The organism is Pseudomonas sp. Z8(2022), assembly GCF_025837155.1.
GTDB lineage: Bacteria > Pseudomonadota > Gammaproteobacteria > Pseudomonadales > Pseudomonadaceae > Aquipseudomonas.
This window is the reverse complement of record NZ_CP107549.1, coordinates 135,400-147,394: the sequence shown is the minus strand read 5'-3', so window position 1 is coordinate 147,394 and position 11,995 is coordinate 135,400. Positions and strand designations below refer to the sequence as shown.

Annotated in this window: 9 protein-coding genes; 6 read left to right on the top strand and 3 right to left on the bottom strand. The window is 59.5% G+C overall.

Translation table 11 applies throughout. The annotated features are described in order from the left end of the window. Positions 1–30 precede the first annotated feature (30 nt). Together OEG79_RS00635 and hexR are read right to left on the bottom strand one after the other, a co-directional pair. Complete coding sequence (locus OEG79_RS00635; RefSeq protein ID WP_264146976.1) at positions 31–234, bottom strand: PA3496 family putative envelope integrity protein; 204 nt, start codon at positions 232–234, stop codon at positions 31–33. Positions 235–330: 96 nt separating this feature from the next. Next, positions 331–1,197 carry a transcriptional regulator HexR gene (gene hexR, locus OEG79_RS00630; RefSeq protein WP_264146975.1) on the bottom strand — a complete coding sequence of 289 codons (867 nt, stop codon included), beginning with the start codon at positions 1,195–1,197 and terminating at the stop codon, positions 331–333. A gap of 291 nt (positions 1,198–1,488) precedes the next feature. On the opposite strand from hexR, the gene zwf reads away from it, so the two are divergent. The 6 genes from zwf to OEG79_RS00600 all read left to right on the top strand — a co-directional run bounded on the left by zwf (position 1,489) and on the right by OEG79_RS00600 (position 11,491). Then, positions 1,489–2,913: a glucose-6-phosphate dehydrogenase gene (gene zwf / locus OEG79_RS00625; protein WP_264148761.1), complete on the top strand. Its 1,425-nt coding sequence runs from the start codon at positions 1,489–1,491 to the stop codon at positions 2,911–2,913. Positions 2,914–3,196: 283 nt separating this feature from the next. Next, positions 3,197–3,715: an Hcp family type VI secretion system effector gene (locus OEG79_RS00620; protein ID WP_003241180.1), complete on the top strand. Its 519-nt coding sequence runs from the start codon at positions 3,197–3,199 to the stop codon at positions 3,713–3,715. 186 nt (positions 3,716–3,901) lie between these two features. Beyond that, the gene (gene tssI, locus OEG79_RS00615) at positions 3,902–6,016 is read left to right on the top strand and encodes a type VI secretion system tip protein TssI/VgrG (RefSeq protein ID WP_264146974.1); all 2,115 of its coding nucleotides are present in this window, start codon (positions 3,902–3,904) and stop codon (positions 6,014–6,016) included. Beyond that, positions 6,013–9,216 carry a hypothetical protein gene (locus OEG79_RS00610; RefSeq protein ID WP_182369264.1) on the top strand — a complete coding sequence of 1,068 codons (3,204 nt, stop codon included), beginning with the start codon at positions 6,013–6,015 and terminating at the stop codon, positions 9,214–9,216. The genes tssI and OEG79_RS00610 overlap by 4 nt, the downstream gene beginning before the upstream one ends. Beyond that, positions 9,213–10,436, top strand: a complete 1,224-nt coding sequence (locus OEG79_RS00605) for a hypothetical protein (protein WP_238338882.1) — start codon at positions 9,213–9,215, stop codon at positions 10,434–10,436. The genes OEG79_RS00610 and OEG79_RS00605 overlap by 4 nt, the downstream gene beginning before the upstream one ends. A gap of 201 nt (positions 10,437–10,637) precedes the next feature. Beyond that, positions 10,638–11,491 (top strand): IS5 family transposase gene (locus OEG79_RS00600; RefSeq protein ID WP_264145361.1). Its coding sequence is split into 2 segments (ribosomal slippage): positions 10,638–10,980 and positions 10,980–11,491, totalling 855 coding nucleotides; the frame shifts between segments, so codons are not numbered across the junction. On the opposite strand, the gene OEG79_RS00595 is transcribed toward OEG79_RS00600, so the two are convergent. Further along, the gene (locus OEG79_RS00595) at positions 11,488–11,994 is read right to left on the bottom strand and encodes a hypothetical protein (RefSeq protein WP_264146973.1); all 507 of its coding nucleotides are present in this window, start codon (positions 11,992–11,994) and stop codon (positions 11,488–11,490) included. The genes OEG79_RS00600 and OEG79_RS00595 overlap by 4 nt on opposite strands. Position 11,995: the final 1 nt, after the last annotated feature.

The window sequence follows — 11,995 nt, the reverse complement described above, 5'->3', positions numbered from 1 at the left end:
CCCTGCCGGCAGGCCGGGCGGCGAAAGAAGTCAGGCGGCGCGGCGCTTGGCCTGCTGCAGATAGCCGGAAGATAGCAACTCGGGGAAATCGGCAAGCTCGCGCTGCAGCTGACACTGCTCGGCATAGTGTTCGATGGCCCGACGATAGGCCATCCGGCGCTGGTCCTGCAGTTTGCGCCGGGTCTTGGCGTCGGGCCGGTCGTGCAGTTGCGCATCATCGAAGATACGAGGCATCTCGGTTCTCCCGGAACGAGGACTGGAGCACCCAGCTTCGCCCCGGGAGATGACGCTTTGACGGCAGGCAGATGAACAGGCGATGAAACCGCGTGCTCAATCCTCGTTGCTACGCAGCGACTTCGGCGACAGGCGCAGACTGCGCAGGCTGCGCTTGACGCTCTTGAGGTGGTTGACCAGGCTCGGGCCGCGCGCCATGGCTACGCCCATGGCCAGCACGTCAATCACCACCAGATGAGCGATGCGCGAGGTCAGCGGGGTATAGATCTCGGTGTCTTCCTGCACGTCGATGGCCAGATTCACTGTGGCAAGGTCGGCCAGGGGCGTCTGGCTCGGGCACAGGGTAATCAGGCTGGCGCCGGACTCACGCACCAGATTGGCGGTGATCAGCAGGTCCTTGGAGCGACCGGACTGCGAGATGCAGATGGCCACGTCGCCAGGCTTGAGCGTCACCGCACTCATCGCCTGCATGTGCGGATCGGAATAGGCCGCTGCGTTGAGCAGCAGGCGGAAGAACTTGTGCTGGGCATCGGCCGCCACCGCGCCGGATGCACCGAAGCCGTAGAACTCCACGCGCTGCGCCTGGGCGCAGGCGGCGATGGCACGCTGCAGCGCCTCGGGATCGAGCTTCTCGCGCACTTCCATCAGCGTATGCAGGGTGGTGTCGAAGATCTTCAGGCTGAAGTCGGCAACCGAGTCATCCTCGTGAATCGCGAACTGGCCGAAGCTGGCACCGGCGGCCAGGCTCTGCGCCAGCTTCAGCTTGAGGTCCTGGAAGCCGCTGCAACCGATGGCGCGACAGAAACGCACGATGGTCGGCTCGCTGATGCCGACGCTGTGCGCCAGCTCGGCCATGGAGCTGTGCATCACCGATGCAGGATCGAGCAGGACGTGATCGGCCACCTTGAGCTCGGACTTGCGCAGCAGGTGGCGCGACTGGGCGATGTGTTGCAACAGATTCACTGAGATAGGCTCTATGCAGAAAAGGGTCTACCGCGGCGCTCGGCGAGTCATGGCTCGGTTATGATCGGCGGTCGGCGGATGTAGTGACCTTGTAGTTATACTACATAGCTCGCGCCCGCGCACAGCCAAGCGGCTGCCAATTAGCTGAACACCCTCACAGGTGCGAGCACGCGCCCCGGACTGCAAGCACATTTCAGAGCATCTTCCCTGCCTCTTTCCTGCAAACGCAGGTACGTTGCGAGGGTTGGCCACAAACGAGTCGGAGTGTTTCCCTTGAGTATTCCCTGCGACATGCTGGTTTTCGGTGGCACGGGCGATCTGGCCCTGCACAAGCTGCTGCCGGCGCTCTATCACCTGCACCGCGAAGGGCGTCTGCACAGCGATATGCGCATCCTCGCCCTGGCCCGCAGCAGCCACAGCCGCGAGTCCTACCAGGCCCTGGCCGAGCGTCACTGCCGTGCCCAGGTCGCCCGCGCCGATTTCACCAACGACACCTGGGCAAGCTTCGCAGCACGCCTCGACTACTTCGCCATGGACGCCGCGCAGAGCGCCGATTTCGGCCGCCTGGCCAAGCGCCTGGGGCGTGATGAGGGGCGCGTGCGGGTCTACTACCTGGCCACCGCACCGAGCCTGTTCGAGGACATCGCAGCGCACCTGGCCAACGCCGGCCTGGCCGGCCCGGCAGCACGCATCGTGCTGGAAAAGCCCATCGGCCACTCGCTGGAATCGGCGCGCGCGATCAATGCCGCCATCGGCGCGGTATTCGACGAGGCGCGGGTGTTTCGCATCGACCACTACCTGGGCAAGGAAACCGTGCAGAACCTCATGGCGCTGCGCTTCGCCAACGCCCTGTTCGAGCCGGTCTGGCGCGCCGGACACATCGATCATGTGCAGATCAGCGTATGCGAGACCCTGGGCGTGGAAAACCGCGGCGGCTACTACGACAAGGCCGGTGCCATGCGCGACATGGTCCAGAATCACCTGCTGCAGTTGCTCTGCCTGGTGGCCATGGAAGCACCGGTACGCTTCGACGCCGAAGCGGTGCGCAACGAGAAGGTGAAGATACTCGAGGCGCTCAAACCCATCTCCGGTCTCGACGTGCAGGACAAGACCGTGCGCGGCCAGTACACCGCCGGCAAGATCGGCGGCCATGACGTGCCGGCCTACTACTTCGAGAAGAACGTCGACAACGACAGCGACACCGAAACCTTCGTCGCCGTGCAGGTGGAAATCGACAACTGGCGCTGGGCCGGCGTGCCCTTCTACCTGCGCACCGGCAAGCGCCTGGCGAAGAAGACCTCGGAAATTCTCATCCAGTTCAAGCCGGTGCCACACCGCCTGTTCAACGGTGGCGAAGCCAACCAGCTGTTGATCCGCCTGCAACCGGAAGAGCGCATCAGCCTGCAGCTGATGGCCAAGAACCCCGGCAAGGGCATGCGCCTGAAACCCGTGGAGCTGGACCTCAACCTGGCCAATGCCTTCAACCAGCAGCGCCGCTGGGACGCCTACGAGCGCCTGCTGCTGGACGTGATCGAAGGCGACTCGACGCTGTTCATGCGCCGCGATGAAGTCGAAGCGGCCTGGCAATGGGTCGATCCGATCCTGCAGGGTTGGCACCAGCACTACCAGAGCCCCCGTCCCTACCCGGCCGGCAGCGACGGACCGGAGCAGTTGCAGCATCTTCTGGAGCGTCACGGGCGACACTGGGCAGAGTGATGCGCCTGGCAGGTTTTTGCGCAGAGCGCTGTGGATAAACCCTCATCCGCTGCGCTGCAGCCCAGTCATAACGCGCCTTGCAGCTGGCTGCGCAATAACCTGCGCAGCACTGCGCAACAACCTGCACAGTTTAGCGTGACCTAACACTCAGCATGACCATTACCACTCTCACGGTCACGCCAACTAACTGTTTTTATTGAGTTTTAACTTTCTGGCATGGCGCTCGCTTTAACCCAGGCTCCCGGATCGAACACGATCCATGACCCAGGCAAGGAGAGCACTCATGCCAACACCCGCGTATCTGTCCCTCGAAGGCACCAAGCAAGGTCTGATCACCGCTGGCACCTTCACCGAGGACTCGGTCGGCAACATTTTCCAGGAAGGTCATGAAGACCAGATTCTGGTTCAAGCCTACAACCACCAGGTCATCATCCCGCGTGACCCGCAGTCCGGCCAGCCGACCGGCCAGCGCGTACACAAGCCGCTGATGATCACCAAGGTCTTCGACAAGTCCTCGCCGCTGATCTTCAACGCCCTGACTTCCGGCGAGCGTCTGAACAAGTGCCGTCTGGAGTGGTACCGCACCTCCTCCACCGGTACCCAGGAGCACTACTTCACCATCGAACTGGAAGACGCCGTGATCGTCGACGTGCAGTCGCGCATGCCGAACTGCCAGGACCCGAACATGGCGCACTTCACTCACCTGGAAGACGTCTACTTCACCTATCGCAAGATCGTCTGGACCCACGAAGTCTCCGGCACTTCCGGCTCCGACGACTGGCGCACCCCGATCTCCGCGTAAGCCGGGATCGCATCAGCGTCACCGCAGCGGCCAGGCATCGTCCTGGCCGTTGCGTTTCGGCAGGCTGCGCACAAAGCGCTGGCCAATCGCCGAAAACCTCGACCGTTGCCAGCGCGCGGCGGCCGATTCGGTTACAACCTGGAGCGCGCCACGCGCCCATCATGGAATGATCGAGAGGAACAACGAATGTTCGCCCAGGCCAACCAGACCCATTTCAGCCTCAGCATCGACGGTGTCGAACACGACCTGCAGGTGCTCGAGTTCAAAGGGCGCGAGGCGATCAGCCAATCTTACGCCTTCGACGTGGAACTGATCAGCGAACGCCCCGACCTCGATCTGGAGAGCCTGCTGCATCAGCGCGCCTTCCTCGCCTTCGATCAGAACGGCGCCGGCATCCACGGCATCATCCACCGCATCGCCCAGGGCGAATCCGGCAAGCGCATGACGCGTTACCGCCTGACCCTGGTGCCGCAATTGGCCTACCTGGCACACCGCACCAATCAGCGCATCTTCCAGCACCTGACGGTGGAGAAGATCATCGGCCAGGTGCTCGAAGAGCACGGCATCCAGGCCGACGCTTACCAATTCCAACTCGGCTCGCTCTACCCCGAGCGCGAATACTGCGTGCAGTACGACGAGAGCGACCTGCACTTCGTCCAGCGCCTGTGCGAGGAAGAAGGCATCCACTACCACTTCCAGCACAGTAGCGAAGGCCATGTACTGACCTTCGGCGACGACCAGACCGTGTTCCCGCGTCTGGCACCGCTGGCCTACCAGCAGGACACCGGCCTGGTGGCCGATGACCCAGTGATCAAACACTTCGGCGTGCGCGTGGAAACCCGCACCAGCCAGGTCACCCGCCGCGACTACGACTTCGAGAAGCCGCGCCTGCAGCTGGAAGCCAAGGCCGACGGCGATGCCCAACCCAAGCTGGAAGACTACGACTACCCGGGCCGCTATACCGACCGCGAGCGCGGCAAGCACCTGGCCAAACGCGCCCTGGAGCGCCACCGTCACGACTTCGAACTGGCACAGGGCGACGGCGACTCGCCGACCCTGGTCAGCGGCCACTTCCTCGACCTGACCGACCATCCGCGCGAGGCATGGAACCAGCTCTGGCTGCTCACCGAAGTGCTGCACGAAGGCAAGCAGCCGCAGGTGCTGGAAGAGTCGGTGCTTGATCTCCCCTCGCCCCTCCGGGGAGAGGGGGGGAAGGACGACACCGACTTCCACCAAGGCTACCGCAACCGCTTCACCGCCACCCCCTGGAACGTGCCCTTCCGCCCCCAGTTGGCCCATCCCAAGCCGCGTATCCTCGGCAGCCAGAGCGCCGTGGTCACGGGTCCTGCCGGCGAAGAAATCCACTGCGACCAATATGGCCGGGTGAAGGTGCAGTTCTTCTGGGATCGCGAGGGCCAGGCGGATGAAAAAACCAGTTGCTGGTTACGCGTCAGCTCCAGCTGGGCCGGTGACCGCTACGGCGCCATCACCATCCCGCGTATCGGCATGGAAGTGCTGGTCACCTTCCTCGAAGGCGACCCCGACCAACCCCTGGTAACCGGCTGCCTGTATCACGCCGAACACGTGGTGCCTTACGACCTGCCGGCGAACAAGACCCGCAGCGTATTCAAGACCCTCAGCAGCCCCGGCGGTGGCGGCTACAACGAACTGCGCATCGAAGATCGCAAGGGCGCCGAGCAGATCTACGTCCACGCTCAGCGCGACTGGGACGAGAACATCGAACACGACCAGAAGATCCGCGTCGGCAACGAGCGCCACGACACGGTCGAGGCCAATGCCTACAGCCACTTCAAGGCCGAAGAACACCGCACCACCCACGCCGACCGCAAGACCGAGATCAAGGCCAACGATCACCTCACCGTTGGCGACAGCCAGCACATCAAGCTCGGCAATGGCCAATTCATCAAGGCCGGCCAGGAAATCCACCTCTCCAGCGGCCTGAAAGTCGTACTCGAAGCCGGCAGCGAACTGACCCTCAAAGGTGGCGGCAGCTTCATCAAACTCGACGGCGGCGGCGTGACCCTGGTGGGGCCGGTGATCAAGATCAACTCTGGCGGTGCGCCGGGCAGTGGCTCGGAGGCGGCGCCCATCTTGCCGACATTGCCCAAGCCTGCCGATACCGCACCAGTAGGCGAGAAAACCGGCACTGCCAATATCAACCAGTTGCCGGCTCCAACTGAAAAAGGGGCTACGGGGCCGCAACAATTGATCGTGGACGTCTGGGGTGACCCGGAGCAAGGCGGACAAGTTGAATTGCTCGACCCGGAGGAAGAAGCATGAGCGAGTTGAAGGATCAACCTATCGAGCAAGGTGTTCGCAAGCGTACGGACTATGACAATTCACGCCGTGCCTCTATGGCATTGAATGTGCCACGCCAGGACGGTGGCACCTTGCGCATTCCCGTGGAGCAGCAGATGCGTAGCCACGAGGAAGAGGAAAACATTCAACAGAATACCTTTCTCGCCGTTGTTCCCATGGGACGACTGCCTGGCTACGACAAGCTTGGAGAAGCGCCAAAAGGCGCTGTGCTGCGCCCAGGCAGGTTGTATGTTTTTTGTCAAGGCAAACTATGGCGCGAGCTGGAAAGTGACGGTCAGGGTCAGCTATTCGAAGTAGATGTGCCGCACTGGCGCAAAATCGCCAAAGCAGGGGGCGAAGCAGATGAACGTAAACCTGTCGGCGCCAAGCAATACCTGTTGCTGCTGCCAATGTTGTTGCAAGGGCGCTTTGTAGGTGACCAGTATGAAATGGCTTACAGCGAATTGCCCTGGACGTGGGAATACATCGAGTGGCTGGAAGCCAGTAGCGGTCGCATCAAGCAGCGCTGCCAGAATGTCGCGCCGGCATGGTCGGCTGCCGTGGTCGGCCCCGAGCAGTGGAAAGCTACACAAGCCATGCCAATCATCCCACTCACCCGCCTCAGCAAAGGGCTCTGTGCTCGCGAGTTGCATTTCGAAACGCTCCTCGAAGATCCACTGATCTACACCTCTGGCCTGACGGAGCTACCGGTCAACTCACTGGTCAACCAATTACAACAACGCCATCAGGAATTGGCTGCCAAGACTCAAGGACCTGCACCAGAGCCATTGCCGCCGTTGCCTGAGAACAAGGATCTACTGAACGAATATCAACTACGTGGCTATCCACGCCTAGTCGGCATCATGCTTCACGACCCAATCTTCGCCCTTCGCCATGCCGTCGCTCAGACCAAGCTATGCACAGAGCTCCTGCAAACACTCAATGCCCTGGTTCCCCATCAGTCGTTTGGTCGTTATGCCGAAGTGCTATATCAGGAAATGCTCACGCCTGCCGGCTCGCTCAAGGAGTTCCGCGACCATGTCGATTTGGCCGCACTCAAGAAGGCCACCCTCCACGACGAGCGGGAACAAGCCCGCGAGCAACTCTACCGCCAACAAGAGCGCTTACTCGCCCTAACGCAACAGCTACAACCTGCCTGGCAGGACTACGTGCATAGCAAGGACGAACGCCTGCTGGAGCCGTATGTGCAACTTGTAGAGCTACTGGAGGTACTGACATGCTCGCCCAAGAGCTGTGATCCTCGCTGCATCGAGCCGGCGGACACCAAGGTCGCCAAAGATGTGGAAAAACTCAGCAAACAACTGGTGCAAGCCACCCATGCGCTGACCCGCGACCTGCTGCCCCAGGCCGATAAGCTTCCCAAAGCCCTGGAGCGCCTGGAGCAGCACCTTGCCAGCGGCCAGCCAATACGCCCCGAGCGCCTCGGCCTCAGCGCCCTCAGCTTCCTAAACGGCGCTTATATCGCCCAGAACATGGCAGCGGCAACTGACGAAGTGCTCAACCATGTGGCGACCGCCACCATGCTAGCGATCAAGCGCATAACAGAAAGCCCGAACGTAACCCAAGTCGAACTGCACCGCAGCTTCCTGCCAACCTTCAAGACCCTCAAGCACCTGCATAGCCAGGCCAAGGGCCTGGAATTGCTACCTCAAGGCAAGGCACTGCTAGAGCATAAAGTGGTATTGGGCGTACACGGTGGCGGTGTCAGCTTCGGTATCACCGCGGCCGAGCGCCTCACCCTAACCCGAAACAACTACTACTACGCCAATCTGACCAATCGAGGCAGAACGGTGGCCACCAGTAGCGCCAAGGCAGCCGAGCGTCTCGGCTTCGCCAGCAAGGATCTGGGCAAGGTCATGGTCGTAGTGGCCGAAGCCAACGATCCATTGGTGGAGGATTTCAGACAGTGGCGCAGCGTTGCACCACGACTAGATACGGCCAAAGCGCTGGCCAATAGCAAAACGATCCCAATACTGGCGACGGTGTGTGCAGCGTATAGTCTTTATGCGAATACAGTTGGGACGAAAGAGTTAATTAATAGTGAAGCATGGAGATTTCGAGTCGGAGCAGGTGGAGCGCTCATTGACCTTGGCTTAGCCGCCAATAATCTTGCGCTGAAACTATTAACGGATGCAAAACGAGGAGCTCATCCTTGGCATGTTTTCTGGGAGCGCGGACGATTTAACACCTCGGGTTTCTGGGCCAAAAACCTGATGAAACGTACGGGCAACCATTGGCTCAACTTATCGCGCATCGGTTCCGCTGCCGCCATGGCTGTCACCGCTACACTATTCGCGTGGGACGCTTACCGTGCTTTTCGTGACGGCGATAACGAAGTTGCCATCGCCAATATGGTGGCCGCCAGCGGCGCGGGAGTATGGGCGCTCTATACCATTGGCATTATCGCCAGTCCCTGGTTGCTCGGTATTGGGGTAACCCTACTGCTGGCCGGCGTAGTCGGCACTGTGCTGATGGCAGCCAGCCCGCTGGAGCAGGCTATCAAGCACGGGCCGTTTGGTCGCCAGCAGCGTCTGGAGCAAATGAATGACCCTCTTCAGGCCTACCAGCAACTGCTCGGTATCATGGGCGCTCCTGTCGTCCGTATCGAACGCATGGCGCAGTGGCGAGAACAAGCCAGCGAAGATGACCGCCAGCGCCTACAAGTGAGCCAGCAGGAGCAGCGTGTCGTACTCAGCACAGAAGATTGGGCAGTGGAGATTGCCAGCCCACTGCTCGGCCAGTTTCGTAATGGCCTGGATTTCAACCTGCTTGCCTGGGAGCGCCTGCGCACCCGTAGCCATTTTTCAGGCTGGAACAACCAGCGCCCCATCAAGATCGATAAGGAGAAGCTGGGAGCGGTGCTGCTGAAAGACAACCGCCTACTGTTCGTGTTGCCGGCCATGCACCAGATGATCGCCCAACGCGATCCACGCCGTAATCTGCAAACCATCCAATACGGCCTGAAGGTCTGCGCTCAATTCCACCTGGGGGAAGCCATGTGCTATGCCAACGACCCCTTCCCCGGCTATAACCGCATCACCCTGCCGCAACCCACGCCACGTCAATGGCAGCCCTACTCCCCAGGCTTGCCTGCCGATCTGGAAACCCGTGTTGAAGCCGCTTACTGGCTGATCAGCAAACGAGACTTCGCCGACCAATGAATGCGCCTGCCCCATCTGATCACTACGCCCCGTCCGCCTACCGCAGCACGGCTATCCCTGCCCAGCCGCCACACAAATGGCCGCAGGATGCCAACCGCAACGGCCCCACTCGCACACCACTGCGCTGGGGACACTATGCCCATCTGGAGCCCTGGCAGGATATCGATGCACAACTTCAACCCGGTATGCGTAACTTCCTCGATGGCAAGGGAGAGGACGATCTTTATATCAACCATAAACGCTGGAAATTCGAAAACTCCAGCAAGTGGATGATCTTGATCCCATATTTAAAATGGTGGTCGATTTTATTTGCTCCGTGGTTTTTTTGGATGCTTACCATTCCAACACCCAGTTTTAGCAATGAGTCATTAAAAATCACAGCCGAAATCATACTGGTTTTTCTTTCCATATGCATGATAGGTGTGAGTAGTTGGCTTATGTGGCGAGACACACCAAAATCCAGAGCTTATCTGGCCCAAGTAGGAATCGGCTTTTTTATTGCACTTACTGCATCAATACTGACATTCCAAACGTCCCAGCATGGAGCAAATTTGTTTTTGGCCTGCGCAGCCATGGCCTTCAGCGTCTTTATGGGGCTGATCGGCTGGGATTACCTGCAGGATCTTTATTTGCGTCTCTTTGCCCATGATGGCAGTGGTTTCAATCGTCAGACCGGCATGCTCACCATAGGTCGCTTTTGGCGCAAACCCTTCTCGGCGCCACTCTACGAGTTCGACGCCACCCTGGAATTTCGTCCAGGTTCTCATGGCAACAGCGGTTTCGCCATCTGGTTGCATCACCGTTACTGTGATGTCCAGGTCGCACTGGGCGGCAAGCTCCAGTCGCTGGGCATGAATCTCGAAGAATCCCTGGCATTTTGGGACAGCTTGCAGCGCTACATGGACGCCACCCAGCCCCTGCCGGATCTGCCTCTACTCGAACAGTTTCGCCACTTGGATCCGGTTACCGCTGCCCATGATCAACAGCAAGGCCGCCCACCCCGTCGCTGGCGTGACATGCCCTATCGTGCGTGGGAGCGTCGTGGCAGGGCCGAGACCATGGCCCGTAATCGCGACCACAAATGGCAACAGCAGCCCTGCATCCTGCAGGCAAAGATCGATCCCCGCCTAAGCATCGAAGCCTATTACCGCAGCCAGGAAGCCAGGGGCATAACAGCCACTCCCAAAGCCGATGACTTCGATGCCGTTCATCGAGGGTAGGGGAAGCACATCAGTTGTAATTTGCCCGATAGCCGCGAACTGTATATGAACACACCACCAGCCAGATAATGGACGGGGAATCTGCGTGACAGCACGCCTGCATCATGAATGGCGAGTACGCGCACAATTGCGCTTGGCACTAGGTTCTGTACGAAAAGTCCGAACGGGTAGAATCGGCGCCATGACCGGCTGGAGGCCCGCATGGCAAAGCGTTACGAACTCCCGGATGCAGCTTGGGAGCTGATCGCGGATCTGGTTTCCCCCGAGCAGAAAATGGGGCGACCTCGCAGTGATGACCGGCTGATGCTCAACGGCCTCCTCTGGATCCTGTGCTCAGGCGCAGCTTGGCGTGACCTGCCAGAGCGGTTTGGCCCATGGTCGACGGTGTATCAACGGTTTCGTGACTGGCGGGATGACGGTACGTTCGACCAAGTTCTTGAGCGTTTGCAGATTCGATTGAATCAGGAAGGACTGATTGATCTGGATACCTGGATGATCGACTCGACAGCGGTACGAGCAACCCGAGCCTCTTCTGGCGCCGGGAAAAAGGGGGGCCAGAAGAGCCGGTAGACCATGCGTTGGGACGTAGCCGAGGTGGCCTGACCACCAAGATTCATATGCTCTGCGATGCCAACGGCGTGCCTCTGCGCTTTTTGCTGTCGCCGGGCCAGGCCAGCGACATCTCGAATGCTCAGGCACTCCTGGATCAGGTTCGTATCCCCGGCAAGCCAGGCCGACCTCGCAAGCGCTGCCGCTGGCTGTTGGCAGACAAGGGCTACGATGCCGAGCACTTGCGTCAGTACTGCGACCGTTACCGGATGCAGCCTGTGATTCCGCTGCGAACCATGAAACGCAAGCCCAAGCCGGGACTACCAAGGCTGTTCGACCGCCCGAAATACCGACAGCGCAACATTATCGAGCGGATGTTCGGCTGGCTGAAGGAGAGCCGCAGAATCGGCACTCGCTACGACAAGCTGGCAAGAAGTTTTGCCGCAATGGTCACGCTGGCTTGCACGCTGCGGTGCCTACGACAGTACTTTTCGTACAGAACCTAGTCCATGCCACCCTCGTATCGTCCAGTGCTCGGATTGAAACTCCACACATGCGATCTGGTAAGTGCCTTACCTTCTGCATATATAACTTCACCCGATTTATCTCGCTGATAAGAGAAAAATATCACATCATTGTAGCCATTATTTTTCGATCCACCCCCTTCTACGCCTGCGAAATAATCCCCCCCTATAAATTGAAGAAATCCTTTGCATTGAACGAAAACCCCAAAAGTCCTATCTCCAGCAGACCCCTGACTATCAAATGACTCGAATATGTAGTCCTGATTACCATCACCATTAAGATCGGCTTGATAGGCAATACGTCCTCGCTCCCTTAAAAGCTCAGCGCCCTGAATAGTAGTCAAAATATTAGTAACACTGCCACTCTCATGCCACTCGGAAAGGAAACTCCTAACCCCCTTGTTTCCCTTGCAAGCTTCAGCTTCGCCAGCCACCGCGTTGATAGTGAAGCTAGCGAGAACCAATATAATTATTAGAAGTTTCATA

Bases quoted from the DNA above. Each gene is read 5' to 3' on its own strand.
- OEG79_RS00635 (WP_264146976.1), bottom strand. From the start codon at position 234: ATGCCTCGTATCTTCGATGATGCGCAACTGCACGACCGGCCCGACGCC.
- zwf (WP_264148761.1), top strand. From the start codon at position 1,489: ATGCTGGTTTTCGGTGGCACGGGCGATCTGGCCCTGCACAAGCTGCTG.
- OEG79_RS00620 (WP_003241180.1), top strand. From the start codon at position 3,197: ATGCCAACACCCGCGTATCTGTCCCTCGAAGGCACCAAGCAAGGTCTG.
- tssI (WP_264146974.1), top strand. From the start codon at position 3,902: ATGTTCGCCCAGGCCAACCAGACCCATTTCAGCCTCAGCATCGACGGT.
- OEG79_RS00610 (WP_182369264.1), top strand. From the start codon at position 6,013: ATGAGCGAGTTGAAGGATCAACCTATCGAGCAAGGTGTTCGCAAGCGT.
- OEG79_RS00605 (WP_238338882.1), top strand. From the start codon at position 9,213: ATGAATGCGCCTGCCCCATCTGATCACTACGCCCCGTCCGCCTACCGC.
- OEG79_RS00595 (WP_264146973.1), bottom strand. From the start codon at position 11,994: ATGAAACTTCTAATAATTATATTGGTTCTCGCTAGCTTCACTATCAAC.